This is a genomic window from Gordonia sp. SL306, from assembly GCF_026625785.1.
GTDB lineage: Bacteria > Actinomycetota > Actinomycetes > Mycobacteriales > Mycobacteriaceae > Gordonia.
In genome coordinates, this window is record NZ_CP113063.1 from 5,064,629 (window position 1) to 5,084,194 (window position 19,566).

Here is a 19,566-nt window from a genome sequence, read left to right on the forward strand (position 1 = left end):
CTCGTCCTCGTCTGGCATACCGGTGAGGATGCTCATTCGGGCAGATCGCCGGGGCCGCCGGGTTCGCTCATCGGCGCGTTGTTGACCTGGTGGCGAAACTGGCTCGAGGCGTCATACACCTTCCGCTTCAGCCGGTTGATCGAGCCCAGCGGCCGATGCGCGTCGAGCCCGCGCCACGAGTTGAACGACAACACGTCATCGCCGTAGGCCCGCCGCTCGGGCGTGTAGGGGTCCTGCCGGCCGAATCGGACGGTCGCGACCGTCCGGTGTGGCGACACCTCCTCCGGCCAGTCGAAGGTCGCATCCTCGATCCATCGGCGGTCACTGCTCGCACAGAGTTGGACCCGCAGCTCGTATTCGGCGCTGTGGCAGGAGAAGAAGTCGACCACCATGTCCTGGAACGCGTTGACCCCGGTGCCGTCGGCCACGGGCACCCCTGCCAGCGCACGTACCTCCGGCGATGACGGGACGAACGCCATCCGGGCCACGTACTCGCCGTAGCGCAAGGGAGCCGACGAATAGAACGTGTCGCCCAGGATGTGGGTGTTCGGCCGGACGAAGACCGCAAGACTCTCCGGCAGCGGACGGCCGATGGGGCGCAGGACGCGCTTGTCGATACCTGCCAGGAGTTCGCTGCCGATCTTGAGTGCGGGATCCGAGAGACGGGCCAGTGCCCAGGCGGTGGGCATACCCCGTTTGTAGTACGCCTCGGCGTCGGCGAACAGGAAGTCCCGGTGCGTCACCATGATGAGGTCCTGAGTCGTCGCGGTGTCGTCGGGCAGTGCGCGTTCTCCCTCCACCCCGAGGACCTTGATGCCGAGACCGCGCACACCTCGCATCTGATCACTGCGAATGGCACCAGACGTGCTGGACAACCTCGTGATGATGTCGAAACGTCGACCGCCATGCGCGAAGAGCCCCTGGGCCAGTTCATCGTCGAGGTCGTCGTGGACCTCGAGTGTCCCGCGCAGGATTCCGTGGCTCTTGGCATGGGCATCACGCAAACCGCGTTTGGTCTTGCGATATGCGCGTTCGTTGTTGCCTCGCAGGCTGCCCACGATCTTGTCGATGTAGGCGTCCTCGTCGGGTTTCGGGCGCTCCAGGTCGGGGTCGTAGCGCACGTAGGTCGTCGTGCTGGTCATCCTGCTGGTGTCCTCTCGGGTCATCGGCCCGGCCAGGGTGCGAACGGATTGTCGACACCCGCGAGAACCGGTGCCAGGGTGGGGAAGTGGCGCAGCAAGACCGACCGCATCGAATTGTCGCGCACCCAGGCCATCCCCACCTCGGTGTAGATCTCCTGACGAAAGTCGGTGGTGAAGAAGCGGTCGCTGGACAACCGCCGGGACGCCATCAGCACGAACACCCGAAAGGCGGTGTCACTGAAGCCGAATCCGGGGGGCTTGCGTTCCGCGTGCAGGCCGACCATCAGGTCGAGGTTGTCGATGTCACCATAGATGTCCTCGAGTTCTTCGGCCCACTCGGCGTTGTCGGTCAGAGCGGCGAACGAGGCGACGCGAGGGAGACGGAACAGACGGCGGAACTCGTTGTAGCGAGGCACCCCTCGTTCTCGATCCCGCAGGATGTCGACAGTCGCCAGGTCGATCGGCCGTCCATCCGGCCGGGCGAGCTCCTGCAGCGCGGCAGGGTAGTTGTGCAGGGTGAGTTCACCGGCTTTCGCACGGCCGAAGGAATAGAAGAGATCCGGCATCGAGGTCTCGGCGAGACGATCGCGGACATGATCCGCGAGCAGTTCGTCCAACGTGTGAACCGCTTGCGGGCGGTTGCCGTCGATGTCGCGGATCTTCAGCTCGTCGGGGAGCAGGGAGTGCATGCGGTAGACCGCGACGAACTCCTCGGTCAACGAGTACGGGACGCCGTGGTGGTTGGTCGTGCTGCCGGGGATACCGCACAACACCTCGCTCTCGGCCACCCTGCCGAACCTGCGGGCGAACCGCTCGCCGAGCAGTCCGAACCAGTTGCCGCGCATCGCGGAAACCGTCGTCGGGTGCGCGATGATCGCGGGAGTCCAGTCGATGGTGTGGATCTTGGCCATCAGGGCCGTGTTGACCAGCCGCGCGGTGTCGTAGAGCTGCTGATCGGTCATGAACGGATAGGCAGCAGCCAGCCGCCGGCAGATCGCGTTGTGTTCGCGCAGGAACAACGAATGCAGCAGGGCCAGGCCGACCCAGAAGTTCGCCACCGGCCCGTTGGGATCGAGCAGGGTGTCGGCCTCGGCGGGCGGGAGTCCGTTCTCCGCCAGGAGGATCTGCCCCCGATCGCCTGATCGGATCGCGTCCGCATAATCCTGTTGGCTTCCGTAGATTTGCGAGCCGTCCCACCAGTGGGTGTCGCGGTTCGCAAAGGTCGGTGGGGCATCTGGGTCCGCACCGGGGGCGAGCGTCGACCGATGGACGCTCATGGGACGGTGCTCTTCGGGCCAGTCATCCGAGGCGGGCAGGGGGATCTCCCGGCAGGGCGTCTGCTCGTCGTCCGGGTGACTGAACCAGTCGTGCACCTCGAACTGAATCCATGCCGCGGCAAGGAGGTTCAGCGAATCAACCGGCCGGAACTCGTCGCGGGTGAACAGGCGCTGACTGATCTCCCGCGGATTCGGGTCCAGGAGTCGCGCGGGGTCGGGAGACGAGTTCGCCGGGGGCACGTTGCGCCCGAATCTGCTCGACGCCGCCCCCATCAGCGGTGCGTCGAGGTCGTTGTGGGTCCCGCCGGGCAGGCGGGCGCGCAGCGCTCGGGAATCCCAGTGCGGTTGCCGCTCGTCGGGATCACGGCCGCTGTCATACAGGTTCAGGGCACGCAGTTGGCTGCGGAGGCCGACGAGGACGGCCAGGCCGACCGGGCGCCACAGGGTCGGCCATCCGGCTGCTCGATCCACCACTTCGGCGGCACGGGCGAGGTTTCGGGTGATCGGACCTCGCCGGTCCGGTGACGGTTCTCGATCTGCACCACTCGACGCCATCAACAGCGCCAACCACACCCACCGGGGCACGCCCACCTCCGCTTCGCGTCGCGACCACAACATCCGGACACCCGGAATGTTCTGCGACCAGTATGTGGTCCGATCACGAACTCGGCATGAGTAATCGACTACTCGTTGCCGACGACAGGGCGACCCGGGGGAGCGGCGCGACCACTGAGGAGGCGGGCGTTTCGGTACCTGAAATCAGGTAGTCGCCTACTCGCGTCGGCCGCGATCAGGGCAGACAGGATGGTCACGTGCCCGGGTCGATCATCACCCGTCGCGCTTCTGGCAGAGAAAGGCGGCAGGTGTGATCACACCGATCGACATCAAGGTGAACCTCGACGACCCATCTCCGGCACTATCCGCGCTGGACCTGACACATCAACAGGGCCGGCATCGCGAGATCTGGTTCGCCGAGGTCCGCCCAGGGGTCACAGAGTCGCCGTTTCCGCTGCTCAGCAACCATCTGATCATCCGTATCCGCAGCGGCGATGTCGATGACCTGACCGTGAAGCTACGGCCGTGCCGTCAGGATCAGCTCGCCGAACCCTGGACCCACCCCTTCCACACCGACGCGGTGAGCTACCGCCTGGGCTGGGACTGGAGCGGAACACACCGCGTGCTCACGGCATCAGCGGTCTGCGGACGGTCGCCGGGATCACTCGCCGCCGAGATGGCCGACGGAACGGACCCGTTGTCGGTGCTCGACCCTGCACAGCGTCAATTCGTCGTCACCTGTACACCCGTCGGGGTGCCCATCGACCATCTACGGGCGTTGGGGCCGATCTCATCGACCACCTGGTCGGACATCACCATCGACCAATGCACGGTGGACATCGAGAGGTGGACCGTCGGCGACGTCGATCTCCTCGAACTGTGCGAACAGATCCATCCGCACGACGGCGAGAGCCTCGACGAGTTCGAGGCCCGCGCCGCCGCACGACAACAGTCCCTGGAACGTTCGATCCGCAGACGCGGCCTTGAGCCTGCCGACACCGGGGCGAAGACCGAACGAGTGCTCACCAGCCTCACTCGTGCGTGACGTGTGACCCGGCTCGTGTTCGGTCGGCCATTTGATCAGCCCGCGCGCACCTTCTCCTGCATCGACGTGCGCGCCGGATTGCCCTGCTCATCGACCTTCGGGTCCGGTTCGTCGCGCTTCTCGGTCACGCCCGACTTGATCCGCGCACCGATGTCGGGGTCGACCCGCGACCAGTACTCGAACGCCCGTTCCAAGACCGGTTCGGAGACGCCGTTGAGCAGGTGCCCGACCACGTTGTCGACGAACCGCTCGCGGGCAGCGTCGTCGAACACCTCACGGACCATCGTGCCCGCCTGACCCCAGTCGTCGTCCTCCGGGTGGTCGACATATGCACTCCGGACGATCTCGCCGTCGGCGGCCCACTGGGGTTCTGGTTGCCCCGGATAGACGGCGGCCGGGCCACCCTTGGAATTCGGTGCGTAGACGGGGTCGGTCACCGGGCTGATCCGCATGTGGCCGTCCTTGGTGTAACTGTGCACAGCATTGCGCGGAGCGTTGACCGGGATCTCCTTGTAATTGCCACCCAACCGCGCCCGGTGGGCATCTGCATAGGAGAACACCCGTCCGAGCAGCATCCGGTCCGGGCTGAACCCGATACCGGGGACCACGTTGTTGGGTTCGAACGCCGCCTGCTCGATCTGCGCATGATTGTCGGTCGGATTGGTGTGCAGGGTCATCTTCCCGACCTCGTGCAGCGGATAGTCGCCGTGCGGCCACACCTTGGTCAGGTCGAACGGATTGAACCGATAACCGACCGCGTCGTCATACGGCATGAGTTGCACCTTGAGCGTCCAGCTCGGGTGATTGCCGCCGGCGATCGACTCGAAGAGGTCGCGGGTGTGGAAATCGGTGTCGGCTGCCGCCATCTGGTCGGCTTCGTGCTGCGTGAAGCACTCGACGCCCTGATCGGTGATGAAGTGGTATTTCACCCAATGTTTGACGCCCTGGGCGTTGACCCAGAGATATGTGTGCGAGGTGTAGCCGTTCATGTGCCGCCACGTCTTCGGGATTCCGCGATCGCCCATCAGCCAGGTGACCTGGTGGGCGCTCTCCGGTGAGAGGGTCCAGAAGTCCCACTGCATGTCGTGGTCACGAAGGTTGTTGTCGGCACGCCGTTTCTGCGAACGGATGAAGTGCTGGAACTTCATCGGGTCCTTGACGAAGAAGACCGGCGTGTTGTTGCCGACCATGTCGTAGATGCCCTCGTCCGTATAGAACTTCAGGGCGAACCCACGGGGATCGCGCCAGGTGTCCGGGCTGCCCCGCTCACCGGCCACGGTGGAGAACCGCGCCATCATCTCCGTCTTGACGCCCGGCTGGAACAACGCGGCACTCGTGAACTCCGAGACATCCTCGGTGGTCTCGAACGTGCCGAAGGCGCCACTACCCTTGGCATGTGGCTGCCGCTCCGGGATTCGCTCGCGGTTGAACTGCGCCATCTGCTCGATCAGGTAGTGATCGTGCAAGACGATGGGACCGCCTGCCCCGACGGTGAGCGAATGCTCATCGCTCCCGGCCGGCGCCCCCGAATCACGCGTCGTGTACACGGAATTTTTGTCGGACATGTCGCCTCCGAAAAGGTCGATCCGTTATGGGCTGTGGTACCCGAACTGCTTCAGGTCCTGCGGCGAGCCTACGCCGGTCGGGCGTAACAGGAAGGCGAATCGCGTCGTGGAACTCTCGTGGGCGAGCATGAATCATTGCTGCACAGCACTATTCGGGATATCTATGAATCAGGCGACCATCGCGTGGGCGTCCATCGCCGCAGTTGTCTACCCGGCGGCGGTGCGGAGTTTCTCGAGCAAGGGACCGGCTGCCTGCGCCAAGAAGGCGTCCTGCGACGCTCCGCCGATCTGGACGAGTGCGATATCGGTGAAACCGGCTTCCCGGTATGGCCGGACGGCGTCGACGATGGCATCGAGATCGGGCCCGCAAGGGATCGAATCCGCGACGTTCTCGGGAGTCACGAACTGGGTGGCCGCGGCGAACCCGGCAGTGGTGGGGAGATCGGCATTGACCTCCCAGCCACCGCTGAACCATCTGAACTGGTCGTGGGCGCGGGCGACCGCTGCATCACGGTCGGAGTCCCAGCAGATGGGGATCTGACCGATCGCCCGGCTCTCGGCACCTGTGTCCGGGGATTCGTATCGGTTCCACTGCTCGACGATGCCGGCGTCGGGTTCGACGGCGATGAGATGGTCGGCCAGCGGGCGGAACTCGCCGATTCCACGCTCCCCGGACACCGCGACGCCGATCGGCACCCGGTCGTCCGGAAGATCCCAGATCCGCGCCGAATCGACCTGGAAATACTCTCCACGAAAATCGACGAGTCCGCCGTCGTGCAGGTCCCGAATGATCTCGATGGCCTCGACCAGCATGGACTGTCGATCGGCGATACCCGGCCACCCCGTGCCGACGACGTGTTCGTTCAGGTTTTCCCCGCTTCCCAGCCCCAGGGTGAAGCGTCCGTCGGCGAGAATCTGCAGAGTGGCAGACTTCTGCGCGATGATCGCCGGGTGATAGCGGATGGTCGGGCACGTCACGTAGGTCATCAATCCGACTCTTTCGGTCGCGTGGGCGACCGCGCCGAGCACACTCCACGCGTACGGCGCGTGGCCCTGAGACGACAACCAGGGAAAGAAGTGATCGCTCGACACCTCGAAATCGAATCCGACACGCTCTGCGTCGATCGCGTACCGAACGAGGTCCTTGGGTCCTGCCTGCTCGGTCATCAAGGTGTATCCGAATTGTGTTGCCGAAGGCGTAGCGGTCACGGTCTCGCTCCTTTGCATGGGCGGTTGTCCGGGATTCCTGAGACTCTGGACGACGAGTACGTGATCGGCGGCCAAACCAGGAGGCTCACATGGACGGTTCGGACACTGCTTCACCGATCGGCACCGGTGCCACTGTCGACACCGTGCTACTCGATGTCGACGGTACCCTCGTCGATTCGACATATCTGCATGCTCTGGCATGGATGCGGGCCTTCGCCGCCCACCACCTCGTGCCGCCCTGGTGGCGGGTGCATCGCACCATCGGCATGGGCGGCGACCTCCTGGTTGGGGAGGTCTGCGGTGATGAGGTGGAGCACCGCCTCGGCAGCGCTCTGCGCGCGGAATGGGCCGACAGATATCGCGAGTTGTTGCCCGAGGTCCGGCCACTTCCGGGGGCCCGACAACTGGTCCACGCGCTCACCGACCGTGGCCTCAAGGTGGCCTTGGCCTCGTCGGGCGCCGCCGAGTTCACCGATGCCGCGATCGATTCCCTCGGTATGACCCGCGGCGAGTTCGCGGCGGTGACGTCGGCCGAGGACGTGGACAATTCGAAGCCCGAGCCCGACATCCTCGCCACCGCACTCGAACGCGCCGACGGTCGTCACGCTGTGGTCGTCGGGGACACGATCTGGGACATCGAGTCGGCACGCCGTCTGCAGGCGGGTTGCGTGGCGGTCCGCACCGGGGGGTTCGCCGAGTCGGAGCTGACCGACGCCGGCGCGATGCTGGTCGTCGATTCGATCGGCACCCTCGCTGAACAGGGTTGGACCCCTTGACAACTCGTGTCGGGACGTAGCGTACGGATCGTATGTCCGGCTGTCGTCCCTGATACGGCGTACTGCGCCGGTGTCGGAGGGCAGATCACGCGCACCGGCGGTGGTGGGCAATCACGGCCCGACGTGGCACGATCACATACGTGACCAGCACGTCCTCTGATGATCAGCGACTGCAAGACCTCGCCCGCCTCCGCCGGGTCCGCGATCGCATCGATCGGGAGTATGCGCAGCCATTGAACGTGGAATCGCTCGCACGCGGAGCGCATATGTCTGCCGGGCACCTCAGCCGAGAGTTCCGCCGGGTGTACGGCGAGTCCCCCTACTCGTACCTGATGACCCGGCGGATCGAACGAGCGATGGCGCTGCTACGCCGAGGCGACCTCAGTGTCACCGAGGTCTGCTTCGCGGTCGGATGTTCGTCGCTCGGAACCTTCAGCACGCGCTTCACCGAACTGGTGGGGCGCACGCCCAGCGCCTACAAGCGTCACGACGGAGACGCCATCGACGGCATACCGGCGTGCCTGGCGAAACAGGTCACGAGACCGATCAGGAATCGAGAAGCGCAGGGCACGCAGTCGCGCTTACGGTGAGTCCCATGAACATCACCATTCAGTACACCTTCCTGCCCCAGACCGATCCCGACGCGACGTTGGCCTTCTATCGGGACACGCTCGGCTTCGAACTCCGTAAGGATGTCGGCTACGAGGGCATGCGGTGGCTCACCGTCGGGCCGCCGAATCAGCCGGGCACATCGATCGTGCTCCATCCGCCCGCCGCGGACCCGGGCATCAGCGAAGAGGAGCGCCAGACGATCCTGGAACTGATCGCCAAGGGCAGCTATGGCGCGGTCACGTTGGCCACCGACGATCTCGACGGACTGTTCGAGCGGCTCGAGGCCAGCGGCGCCGAGGTCATCCAGGAACCGATGCAACAGCCATATGGTGTGCGCGACTGCGCATTCCGAGATCCATCCGGCAATCTGATCAGGATCGACGAGATCAGCTGATCGGCGGCGATCCGATGTGCAGATACCGCGAGGGACGCCTGACCGTCGACGAATTCGGGACATTGGTCCCGACATACCCGACAAATCGCGCCGGCATGGTTGGATCGACGCCGAACCCGTCACCCGCAGACGTCCAGACCGCAGCGACCAGATGGAGGCACGATGAGCACGGCCACGAAGGCGAAGAACAGGTCGCCTGCTGAACACCTCGCCGACACCCACGACCTGATCCGGGTGCACGGAGCGCGTGAGAACAACCTCAAAGATGTCAGTCTCGACATCCCCAAGCGCAGGCTGACCGTGTTCACCGGGGTGTCCGGATCGGGAAAGAGCTCGTTGGTGTTCAGCACGATCGCTGCCGAGTCGCAGCGGATGATCAACGAGACCTACAGCGCATTCGTGCAGGGCTTCATGCCGAACCTCGGCCGCCCCGACGTCGACGTCCTCGAGGGACTGACGACGGCGATCATCGTCGACCAGGAGCGGATGGGCGCCAATCCGCGCTCGACGGTCGGTACCGCCACCGACGCCAACGCGATGTTGCGCATTCTGTTCAGTCGTCTCGGCAAGCCCTACATCGGTTCGCCGCAGGCATTCTCGTTCAACGTGGCGTCCATCAGCGGTGCGGGCGCGGTGAGCATCGAGAAGGCCGGTCGCACGGTCAAGGAGCGCCGCAGCTTCTCGATCACCGGCGGCATGTGCCCGAGATGCGAGGGCCGTGGTGCGGTCTCGGACTTCGACCTGACGGCGCTCTACGACGAGTCCAAGTCGCTCAATGAGGGAGCCCTCACCATCCCCGGCTACAGCATGGAGGGCTGGTACGGCCGGATCTACCGGGGCTGTGGATGGTTCGATCCCGACAAGCCGATCAAGAAGTTCACCAAGCGTGAACTCAATGATCTGCTCTACAAGGAGTCGACGAAGATCAAGGTCGAGGGGATCAACCTGACCTACCTTGGCTTGATCCCGCAGATCCAGAAATCGTTCCTGTCCAAGGACCGTGAAGCGATGCAGCCCCACATCCGGGCCTTCGTCGATCGCGCGATCACGTTCACGACTTGTCCCGACTGCGACGGAACACGCCTCGCCGAGAGTGCACGCTCGTCGAAGATCAAGGGCAAGAACATCGCCGACCTCTGCGCGATGCAGATCAGCGACCTCGCCGACTGGGTTCGCGACCTCGACGAGCCATCGGTGGGACCGTTGCTGACCAGTCTGGGGGAGACCCTCGACTCGTTCGTCGACATCGGGCTCGGCTACCTGTCTCTCGAGCGTCCGGCAGGCACACTGTCCGGCGGTGAAGCGCAACGCACGAAGCTGATCCGTCATCTCGGTTCGTCGCTCACCGACGTCACGTATGTGTTCGACGAGCCCACGATCGGTCTTCACCCACATGACATCGACCGGATGAATGACCTGCTGCTACAGCTCCGAGACAAAGGCAACACCGTACTGGTCGTCGAACACAAACCGGAGGCGATCACCATCGCCGATCACGTCGTCGATCTCGGCCCTCGGGCCGGCCGGGACGGGGGTGAGGTGGTCTTCGAGGGCACCGTGGCTGAGCTCCGAAAGAGCAGCACCCTCACCGGCAAGCATCTCGACGATCGGGCCGCACTGAAGGAATCGGTGCGGACGTCTACGGGCGCACTGGAGATCCGTGGTGCGTCGACCCACAATCTGCAGAACGTAAACGTCGACATCCCCCTCGGCGTCCTCGTCGTCGTGACCGGCGTCGCCGGCTCGGGGAAGAGTTCACTGATCGACGGCTCGGTGGCCAGACGCGACGACGTCGTGTCGATCGATCAGGCGGCGATCAAAGGCTCCAGGCGCAGCAACCCCGCCACCTACACCGGTCTGCTCGATCCCATCCGGAAATCCTTCGCCAAGGCGAACGGTGTGAAACCTGCACTGTTCAGCGCGAATTCGGAGGGCGCATGCCCCAACTGCAAGGGGGCAGGGGTCATCTACTCCGATCTCGCGATGATGGCAGGTGTCGCCACCCCGTGTGAGGTCTGCGAGGGGAAGCGCTTCTCCGCAGAAGTGCTCGAGTACACCTTCGGCGGCCGTGACATCAGTGACGTCCTCACGATGTCGGTGGCCCAGGCCGAGGAGTTCTTCGGCTCCGGCGACGGGAAAATACCTGCGGCGCACAAGATCCTGGTCAGGTTGCGGGACGTGGGGCTCGGCTACCTCACCATCGGGCAGCCTCTCACCACGTTGTCCGGCGGAGAACGTCAGCGCCTGAAGCTCGCGTCGCAGATGGGCGACAAGGGCGACGTCTACGTGCTCGACGAGCCGACCACCGGACTTCACCTCGCCGACGTCGAGCAGTTGCTGGAACTTCTCGACCGGCTGGTCGACGCCGGGAAATCCGTCATCGTGATCGAGCACCATCAGGCCGTGATGGCACACGCCGACTGGATCATCGACCTCGGCCCGGGGGCCGGACACGACGGCGGACGCGTGGTCTTCGAGGGGACGCCGAGCGACCTGGTCGGCGGTCGGTCCACACTCACCGCGCACCATCTGGCCGATTATGTGGGAGCGCCTTCCTGATCCGACGCGCGGAAACGCGATTTCCGGGGACATGGGATCGCGGGCGGTCCTAGACTCCGGTTGGAACAGATGCAAGAATCCGTTCCAAGAAGGCACGGGCAGCCCATCGTCCGTGTCGACGTCGATCAGACGAGGGAGTGGACGTCGGTGCAATCCGCGAAGAAGAGGTTCCAAGCCGGTCTCGGCGCATTGTCCAAGGCATACCCGAGCACACCGAGAGCATTGGCCGAGCCGCCGGCCGGGTCGGACCTCAAGCCGGTGATGGGCGACGCCGGCATGCCGTACCTGGGCAACACCCTGGAAGCGCTGGCCGACCCGTTGGGCAGTGCGATGGCGCGGTACGACAGGTTCGGCCCGGTCTCCTGGTCGGGCTCGCTGAACATGAACATCGTCACGCTGGTCGGGCCGGAGGCGATCGAATGCGCCTGGATGAACCGGCAGAAGGCGTTCTCGAGCGAAGAGGGCTGGGAACCGATGATCGGCCCGTTCTTCCGCCGCGGCATCATGCTGATGGATTTCGACGAGCACATGCATCACCGCCGAATCCTGCAGCAGGCGTTCACGCGTCCGCGACTCAACGGCTACCTCGACATCATGACGCCCCACATCGAGAAGACGCTGTCCAACTGGCAGGTCGGCACGGGCTTCCCGATGTACTCCCGCACGAAGGACCTGACCTTGTCGCTCGCCACCGAGGTCTTCGTCGGTGCGTCGCTCACCGAGGGCGAGGCGCACCGACTCGAGAGTGCGTTCGAGGCGGCCGTCCGCGGCGGGCAGGCACTCGTGCGTGCCGACGTGCGGGACTGGACCTGGGCGCGGGGTCTGCGCGGGCGCGGGGATCTGCAGCACTACTTCCGATCTGAGATCGCCGCTCGGCGGGCCGGCGACGGTGATGACCTGTTCAGCGTCCTCTGCCACAGCGAGGACGAGGACGGCAACACCTTCAGCGACGAGGACGTCGTCAATCACATGATCTTCGTGATGATGGCCGCGCATGACACCAGCACCATCGCGTTGTCCATGCTCACGTACTTCCTCGGTCGGTACCCGCAATGGCAGGACAGGCTCCGGGAGGAATCCCTCGCGTTGGGGAAGTCGACGCTCGACTACGACGACATCGATTCGTTGCCGAGCCTCGACCTCGCGTTCAAGGAGACGCTGAGGATCAACGCCCCGGTGGGCATGCTCTTCCGGAAGACCATCGCGGACACCGACATCCTCGGTCATTACGTACCCAAGGACACGCTCGTCGCCATCCACCCCTGGGCCTCGATGCTGCGTGAGGAATGGTGGCCGAACCCGACGCATTGGGACCCCGACCGGTTCTCACCCGATCGTCGTGAGGACAAGGTGCACCGTTTCGCGTGGGCGCCGTTCGGCGGGGGCGCACACAAGTGCATCGGCCTCTACTTCGGTGGGATGGAGGTCAAGTCGATCATGCACCAGATGCTGCAGCGTTTCGAATGGTCGGTGCCCGCCGACTATCGGCTCGACCTCACCTACGGAACCGGCCCGACGCCCGCCGACGGCCTGCCGATCGATATGCGACGGCGCGTGAGTCCCTGACCCACTGCAGTCCACCCTGGAGGATCGACGCATGGATTTCGCGTTGCCCGAATCGTTGACCGACTACCTGGCCGAACTCGATGCGTTCATCGACGACGAGATAGTCCCCTTGGAGCAGGCCGACGACAACGTCCGATTCTTCGATCATCGACGCGAGGACTCGAGAACAGATTGGGGCCGGGACGGACTCCCGAGCGCCGACTGGGAGGCGCTCCTCGGCGAAGTACGTCGGCGCGCCGACGCTGCGGGCCATTTTCGCTACCCGTTCCCTTCGGAGTTCGGTGGACGTGATGGCTCCAACCTGGCCATGGCGGTCATCCGGGAGCATCTCGCAGGCAAGGGGCTCGGCCTGCACTGCGACCTCCAGAACGAGCACTGCATCGTGGGTAACAACATCGGCCTGCTGCTGATGCTGGAGTACGGCTCACCCGAGCAACGGGAGGAGTGGGTGGAAGATCTGGCAGCCGGACAGAAGTTCTTCGCCTTCGGCATCACCGAACCCGACCACGGCTCGGACGCCACGCATATGGAGACCACTGCGGTCCGCGACGGCGACACGTGGCTGATCAGCGGCGAGAAGACGTGGAACACCGGCATCCACGCCGCCCATCGGGACATCGTCTTCGCCCGAACGAGCGGCGATGCCGGTGACGCACGCGGCATCACGGCGTTCCTGGTGGACCCGAAGTCCGACGGATTCACGGTCGAGGAGTACCTGTGGACCTTCAACATGCCGACGGACCATGCCCACATCAGCCTGCGGGACGTACGTGTGCCGCACTCGGCCATCCTCGGCGAGGAGGGGCGCGGACTGCAGATCGTGCAACACTTCTTCAACGAGAATCGGATTCGCCAAGCGGCCTCGAGCCTCGGTGCCGCCCAATATTGCATCAACCGAGCTGTCGCGTACGCCAACGAGCGCTCGCCTTTCGGCCGGAAACTCTCCACCAATCAGGCGATCCAGTTTCCTCTCGTCGATCTGCACACCCGTGCTGCGATGCTGCGGGCGCTGGTTCGCGAAACGGCGTGGAAGATGGACACCGAGGGGCCCTTCGCGGCGTCCCAGGAGGTCTCCATGTGCAACTATCAGGCCAACCGATTGTGTTGCGACGCAGCGGACCAGGCCATGCAGACCTTCGGTGGGCGTGGTTACTCACGCCATGAACCCTTCGAACACATCTACCGCCATCACCGCCGGTATCGCATCACCGAGGGGGCCGACGAGATCCAGATGCGCCGGGTCGCCGGATACCTGTTCGGTTTCATGTCGGCTGGCGCGCCCAAAGGGGTCGGTCCGACTCAGGCCTGACGCGTCGAGGACGGGGTCTGCTCGCCCAGTTGTGAGCGCGCCCAGGCGAGCGCGTGGTCGGCGACCGCCTCCCATCCCGGCTCGGCGCACGTCCAGTGCGAGCGCCCCGGAAACTCGTGGAAGTCGGTGACGGCCGACGACTTCCGATAGTGGCGGGCGTTGGACTTGTTCACCGAGGGCGGCATGATGTGGTCGGCCCCGCCTGCGATGAACAGCAGCGGTGCGCGATCGTCTCGCGAATAGTCCACCGCGGTCTCGAGATGTCGCGGCGTCAGGTTCGCGAAGACACCGTACCGCCACACCCATGCTCCGGGAGCGGGGATCGCGTAGCGGTCGTAGGCCGCCCGCGACTCCTCGTCGCTCACGGTGTTGGTGAAGGCGTACTGGAACTCCTCATGCGTGAAACCCGCGGCCTTGTGGCGGTTGGAGGGGCGCTTGAGGATCGGGAACAACGACTTGAGCTGCGACGGCGGGTTCACGAGAACGCCCTCGGTCGGCGCGGAGTCGATCACCACCGCAGCGGCACCCAGCCCTCGATCGACCAGGAGCTGGGTCATGGTGCCGCCGAACGAGTGTCCGATGAGGATCGGCGCCGTGGGTAGCGATTCGATGATCCCCGCCAGATGGTCGACCGTGTCCTCGACGGTGAGGGAGGCGATCACGTCCGGGTTCTCCCGCAGCGCCTCGACCTCGATCTCGAAGCCGGGATAGGCGGGGGTCAGCACCTGCAGTCCCTTGTTCTCGTAGTAGGTCACCCAGTGTTCCCAACTCCGCGGTGTCATCCAGAGACCGTGGATCAGGACAACTGTGTCGGGAGAGGACGAGGAGGTCATAGTGTTCTCCGAAGATGTTCGCCGAGTGAGGGATTGGACGATGGCCGGCCATTGGACCGTGATGATATCGCCATCGCGCCCCGGCAACCTGGCCGATCGTGCACAGTTCTGTGCCCTGCGGGCACGCGTGGCGGTCGGTCGGCGTAACAGCGAGCGAACTCGGGCGGTGGCACTCACAATGAGACTGCGCGTCACTGCTCCGGCGTGTCCCGGTCCGGAGAGTCAGGTTCGCCCATCACGAAAGGTACTCAGGTCATGCCTTCCACCGTTCTTTCCGGTCGGTCGCAACGTGCGCTCCTCGCCAGGGTCGCGGCCGCCGTGATCATCGTCCTCGGCATTCTCGGATTGTCGGCCGGCCCTGCTGCCGCAGCGCCACCGCCGAAGCCGGCGATCGTACTGGTGCACGGCGCATTCGCCGATGCCAGCGGCTGGCGCGACGTCGCGACGACGCTCAGGGGTCAGGGCTACCCGGTCCAGACCTTCGACAATCCGCTGCGTGGGCCGGCCCACGATTCGGCGCTTCTCGAGAAGCAACTCGCGGGCATCAAGGGGCCGGTGGTGCTGGTGGGGCACTCCTACGGTGGCGCGGTCATCACCAACACGCATGACCCCGATGTGGTCGCCAACGTGTACATCGCCGCATTCGCGCCTGCACGAGGTGAGTTCGTCCAGGGACTGCTCAACCCGCTGACCTTTCCGGGCAGCCGATTGCTCCCGCCCGCGCTGCAATTGAAGGTCGTCGACGATCCCACCGGTCCGGGTGGCAAGAACCTCGACGGATACATCGCGCGGCCCTACTTCCGCGACATCTTCGCCCAGGACGTGAGTGTCGCGACGGCCGCCGACATGTTCGCCCATCAGAAGTCGGCCGCGCTCGTCGCGAACCTCGAACCGTCGGGCGATCCGTCGTGGCGCAATGTCCCGAGTTGGTACCTGGTGTCCCGGCAGGACCGTGTCATCCCGCCCGACCTGCAACGTTTCATGGCCTCCCGTGCCGCCAAGGGCCGCACCAGTGAGGTGGACGCGAGTCACGCGTCTCTGGTGTCACGTCCGGGCGCCGTGGCCGCTGTCGTACTGAAGGCGGCCCGCGCTTCGCAACGGTGACCACGGTGAGCCTGCTCCGCGGCTCGCTTGACGACTCGCGGAGCAGGCCCTGCCGGGAGGGATGACCATGGTCGTCGTCTTCGATACCGCCGACGTGGTTCCCGCCGAGCGGATGGACGCCACGATCGCGGAATTCCAACTGCAGTCTTTTCCGGCCCGCGTCACTTTCGACCCCTGCGACGACATCACAGCTGTGATGGAGCTGTGGCGGTACGGCGCCGTCAGCGTGTTCCGCGCACGAACCACCGGTCATCGCCTGTCGCGGACGTCAACGCATATTCGGCGGGGACCGACGGCCACGCTCGCGATCGCGGTACAGGAGAAGGGTGTCGGACACCTCGAACAGCACGGCGGCGAGGAGAGTTTTCGTCCGGGTGACCTGATGGTGGTCGATCTCGACGCCCCGTACGTCGCAGGGTGGGATGGCGCCGGGGCCGCGCGCAGCATCCGGGTACCGATACAGGACGCCGGAGTCCATCCCGATGAGCTGCCAGAACTGGTCCGACGTATCCGGGCGAGCCCTCTGCACGGAATCGTCGCGCGGCACATCTGGGAGCTCTGTGTTCCCGATTCCCCGGCGGATCGGCGGACACGGGGCCTGGTGGGAGAGGCGGGTTCGGCTCTGGTCCACGGATTGTTCGCGACCGTGCGCGATCCCGCCGATCAGATCCGATCGGATGCCTTGATGGCGATGGTCGCGGATTTCGTCCGCAGGCATCTGACTGATCCCGGCCTGTCGGCCGGCATGATCGCGGATAATCTGGGGGTGTCCGTCACCGAGCTACGGCAACTCGCGACCTCCGAGCAGTTCGACCTCGACCGATGGATGCTGGCCGAGCGCCTCCGGCTGGCCCGGTGCGTCATCGCCCGGCAAGGCTGTCAGTTGCGTGCCGACCAGTCCCGGTCGCTGGGTTTCGCGGATCGGGCACACTTCGCCGAAGAGTTCTCCGCCGCATACGGGCTCTCGCCACAGGAATGGCAACAGATCACGGCCGACCGCCGCGGCGCGGACGGCTGATCAGGAAACGATTCGGGGCCAGCCATGACAGTCGTGTTCAGCACAGAGGGGCTCGCCCCGGCCGATCGCGTGGAAGCGACCTGCGTTGCCATGCAGGAACAATCGGTGCCCTCGACCGTCCGGCTGGAGAATTCGATCGGGGTGCGGTCTCACATGGACGTCTGGACGTACGGGGACGCCAGCATCTTTCGGGCCGAGATGACCGGATTCCGACTCATCCGCACCCAGAAGCAGATCGACTCCGGTCCGGGCGAGATGCTGGCGATCGCGATTCACGAAGGCTGTGTCGGAAAGCAGGAGCAATACGGGACCCAACGCTCGGTGCGCCCGAACGAGTTGATGCTGATGGACCTCAACTCCCCGTACGACTATCGACTCAGCGGGATCGGCGCGTCCCGATGTCTCCATGTCCCGATCGACGCCGTCGGATTGCCCTACGAGGTGGTGAAATCGGCGGCCCTCCGGCTGCACGCCAGTCCCGTGGCGGCGATGACGGTCAACCACATCTCTCAGCTGACGGTGCAGGCCGAGACATTGACGTCGAGCGTGGCGGCCCGATCGCTGGGGGAAGCGAGTGTCGAACTCGCCCGGACCCTGATCGCGTCCGCGTACGACATCGATTACGCGCGGGGCGCGATGGCCGAGATGCTCCTGCCTCGCATCAGGTCCTACGTCAAACAGCATCTCGCGGATCCACACCTCTGCCCGCAATCTATCGCGGCCGCACACGGGATCTCGCCACGCCACCTCTTCAAGTTGTGCGCATCAGCGGAATTCAGCCTCGAACAGTGGATCATCGCCGAGCGCCTCGCGCGGGCACGTGAGGATCTGGCCAGACCCGAGTTGCGGTCATCCACGGTGTCGGCGATCGCGCACCACTGGGGCTTCACCAACGATTCGCACTTCAGCCGACGTTTTCGGATGATGTACGGCTTGTCGCCCCGTGCCTGGCGGCAGATGAGTTCGCTTGTCCCGGCTCCCAATCCGGACGCGTAGCAGCGGACCGCGGCATGGCGCTCCTCCTCGACACCGCCACCATCGATTCTCGAGCAGTCATCGCGGAGCTGCACAACGCTTTCCGGGTGGCCGGAACCGCTCCGGGTCTCACCGTCACCCCGTTGGTTCCACACCATGCGTTCCGGGCGCGGGTCAGCGGCTGGACCATCGGCGAGGGCACATCGCTCATGCATGTCGAATCGGATCCGATCACCCTGTCGGTCAGCAGTTCCCGTCTGAGGACCGGAGTCGCCGACCGCGTGGCGCTCGTCGCGGTCTCACCCGGGTCGTGGAGCCACCGTCAACATGGTGTCGTCACGCACGCAGATTCCCGGGAGTCCACCCTGTTGATGGTCGATCAGGCCGCCCCCTACGACTTTCGCCGAACCGACCGGGGCGCGTCGACCATCGTCCACGTCGATACCAACCTGCTCAACCTTCCACCGGCCGCGGTACGCCGGGCCATCCAGAGACTCCGGCCGTCCAGCCGCCTATATCAGCTCTACCTGTCATTCCTGGGCGAGTTGCAGGAGGTCGCGGATTCGAACCCACAGGTGTTGTCCGAGCTGAACGCGACAACGACCCTCCTCACGCATGCCCTGATCCTCGACGCCGCCGACGACACCTCCGGCAGTACGGGCGACGACATCCCCGACCTCGTGCGCAGGGTCCGGGCTCACATCGAACGGAACATCACCGACCCCGAGCTCTCGGCGGGTTCCATCGCGATGGCCCACAACATCTCGGTCCGAGGACTGTACAAAGCGTGGCAGATGACGGAAACAGGTCTGCAGGAGTACATCATCGGCCTGCGCCTCGACCGGGCGCGCGACTCACTTCTCGATCAGCCTCACCTGACGATCGCCGCAGTCGCCCGACAACACGGGTTCACCGATCCAACACATTTCACGCACCGCTTCCGCGACAGGTTCCAGCTCAGCCCGCGGGACTGGCGACGGATGAACCGGTGAGCGAGTGAAGCCGGAACGGTCACGCGCCGACGGCCCGACCGATGGGTTCCGGTGCGAGCGTTCGCACACCACGACGGATCCGCCGGGTGCGCACCAGTCGGAGATGGGCGTCTCCGGAGGTCGCGAACAGCGCGACGTCGTCCGGGAGAGCCTTCGCGATCCGACGTACCTGGCCAGTCGGCCGATCCTCTCGCATTCCGACCACCACGTGCGCCGCCTCCAACTCTCGTGCGGCCCGGGAGAGAACTCTCACCGGGTCGCCCTCTATCGCGACCACGGTTTCCGGTTCCAGTGAATGTGCGTGCAGCGCCTCGACGCCGCGGCGGAGCTGCTCGTCGATGGCTGCCCGGTCCGACAGGAGATACGCCTCGGATTTCAGGGCGTCGTGCATGAACGATGTCGATCGTGGTGGGCGGATCGGGTTGATCGCGCAGACCAGCGCTATTCGGGCATGTGCATCGGCCGCACGCAGTACGGACTCCAATGCCCGGGTCGACACCGGGGAACCGGTGTAGCCGACGACGATCATGCCGCGCACGGGCAGCCGGTCGATCGCTGTCGCGGTGCGCGCCTGGTTCGGGTGGAAGATCTCAGATATGGTCACGGCTCTCACCTCTTGTCGTCACGGACCTGCT

Annotated in this window: 17 protein-coding genes; 11 read left to right on the forward strand and 6 right to left on the reverse strand. The window is 65.1% G+C overall.

From position 1 onward, the window contains the following. Positions 1-32 precede the first annotated feature (32 nt). Positions 33-1,142 carry a catalase family protein gene (locus tag OVA31_RS23200; RefSeq protein WP_267628879.1) on the reverse strand — a complete coding sequence of 370 codons (1,110 nt, stop codon included), beginning with the start codon at positions 1,140-1,142 and terminating at the stop codon, positions 33-35. Between the two features lie 20 nt (positions 1,143-1,162). Further along, a complete protein-coding gene (locus tag OVA31_RS23205; protein WP_420714232.1) occupies positions 1,163-2,974 on the reverse strand; it encodes a peroxidase family protein in 1,812 nt (603 codons plus the stop codon). Between the two features lie 310 nt (positions 2,975-3,284). Between OVA31_RS23205 and OVA31_RS23210 the strand changes: the two genes are divergently transcribed. Next, a complete protein-coding gene (locus OVA31_RS23210) occupies positions 3,285-4,019 on the forward strand; it encodes a hypothetical protein (protein ID WP_267628881.1) in 735 nt (244 codons plus the stop codon). A 35-nt stretch (positions 4,020-4,054) separates the two neighbouring features. Here OVA31_RS23210 and OVA31_RS23215 read toward each other — a convergent pair whose 3' ends face one another. Beyond that, a complete protein-coding gene (locus OVA31_RS23215) occupies positions 4,055-5,584 on the reverse strand; it encodes a catalase (RefSeq protein ID WP_267628883.1) in 1,530 nt (509 codons plus the stop codon). Positions 5,585-5,791: 207 nt separating this feature from the next. Then, a complete protein-coding gene (locus OVA31_RS23220; protein ID WP_420714233.1) occupies positions 5,792-6,751 on the reverse strand; it encodes a TIGR03557 family F420-dependent LLM class oxidoreductase in 960 nt (319 codons plus the stop codon). Between the two features lie 131 nt (positions 6,752-6,882). On the opposite strand from OVA31_RS23220, the gene OVA31_RS23225 reads away from it, so the two are divergent. The 6 genes from OVA31_RS23225 to OVA31_RS23250 all read left to right on the forward strand — a co-directional run bounded on the left by OVA31_RS23225 (position 6,883) and on the right by OVA31_RS23250 (position 14,009). Further along, the gene (locus tag OVA31_RS23225; protein WP_267628886.1) at positions 6,883-7,569 is read left to right on the forward strand and encodes an HAD family hydrolase; all 687 of its coding nucleotides are present in this window, start codon (positions 6,883-6,885) and stop codon (positions 7,567-7,569) included. 140 nt (positions 7,570-7,709) lie between these two features. Beyond that, positions 7,710-8,159: a helix-turn-helix transcriptional regulator gene (locus tag OVA31_RS23230; protein ID WP_267628887.1), complete on the forward strand. Its 450-nt coding sequence runs from the start codon at positions 7,710-7,712 to the stop codon at positions 8,157-8,159. 5 nt (positions 8,160-8,164) lie between these two features. Continuing rightward, positions 8,165-8,575: a VOC family protein gene (locus OVA31_RS23235; RefSeq protein WP_267628888.1), complete on the forward strand. Its 411-nt coding sequence runs from the start codon at positions 8,165-8,167 to the stop codon at positions 8,573-8,575. Positions 8,576-8,737: 162 nt separating this feature from the next. Then, positions 8,738-11,134 (forward strand): excinuclease ABC subunit UvrA, encoded by a 2,397-nt coding sequence (locus tag OVA31_RS23240; protein ID WP_267628889.1) that lies wholly within the window; start codon positions 8,738-8,740, stop codon positions 11,132-11,134. A 147-nt stretch (positions 11,135-11,281) separates the two neighbouring features. Next, positions 11,282-12,700, forward strand: a complete 1,419-nt coding sequence (locus OVA31_RS23245; RefSeq protein WP_267628890.1) for a cytochrome P450 — start codon at positions 11,282-11,284, stop codon at positions 12,698-12,700. A 31-nt stretch (positions 12,701-12,731) separates the two neighbouring features. Continuing rightward, the gene (locus OVA31_RS23250; protein WP_267628891.1) at positions 12,732-14,009 is read left to right on the forward strand and encodes an acyl-CoA dehydrogenase family protein; all 1,278 of its coding nucleotides are present in this window, start codon (positions 12,732-12,734) and stop codon (positions 14,007-14,009) included. Here the strand turns inward: OVA31_RS23250 and OVA31_RS23255 are convergent. Next, positions 14,000-14,842: an alpha/beta hydrolase gene (locus OVA31_RS23255; RefSeq protein WP_267628892.1), complete on the reverse strand. Its 843-nt coding sequence runs from the start codon at positions 14,840-14,842 to the stop codon at positions 14,000-14,002. The genes OVA31_RS23250 and OVA31_RS23255 overlap by 10 nt on opposite strands. Positions 14,843-15,097: 255 nt before the next feature. On the opposite strand from OVA31_RS23255, the gene OVA31_RS23260 reads away from it, so the two are divergent. The 4 genes from OVA31_RS23260 (at position 15,098) to OVA31_RS23275 (ending at position 18,931) form a co-directional block, all read left to right on the forward strand. Continuing rightward, the gene (locus OVA31_RS23260) at positions 15,098-15,946 is read left to right on the forward strand and encodes an alpha/beta hydrolase (protein ID WP_267628893.1); all 849 of its coding nucleotides are present in this window, start codon (positions 15,098-15,100) and stop codon (positions 15,944-15,946) included. 61 nt (positions 15,947-16,007) lie between these two features. Further along, positions 16,008-16,964: a hypothetical protein gene (locus OVA31_RS23265; RefSeq protein WP_267628894.1), complete on the forward strand. Its 957-nt coding sequence runs from the start codon at positions 16,008-16,010 to the stop codon at positions 16,962-16,964. A gap of 33 nt (positions 16,965-16,997) precedes the next feature. Then, positions 16,998-17,960, forward strand: a complete 963-nt coding sequence (locus OVA31_RS23270) for a helix-turn-helix domain-containing protein (RefSeq protein ID WP_267628895.1) — start codon at positions 16,998-17,000, stop codon at positions 17,958-17,960. A gap of 14 nt (positions 17,961-17,974) precedes the next feature. Next, the gene (locus OVA31_RS23275) at positions 17,975-18,931 is read left to right on the forward strand and encodes a helix-turn-helix domain-containing protein (RefSeq protein WP_267628896.1); all 957 of its coding nucleotides are present in this window, start codon (positions 17,975-17,977) and stop codon (positions 18,929-18,931) included. Between the two features lie 19 nt (positions 18,932-18,950). On the opposite strand, the gene OVA31_RS23280 is transcribed toward OVA31_RS23275, so the two are convergent. Further along, positions 18,951-19,535, reverse strand: coding sequence for a universal stress protein (locus OVA31_RS23280; protein WP_267628899.1), 585 nt, complete (start codon positions 19,533-19,535; stop codon positions 18,951-18,953). Positions 19,536-19,566: the final 31 nt, after the last annotated feature.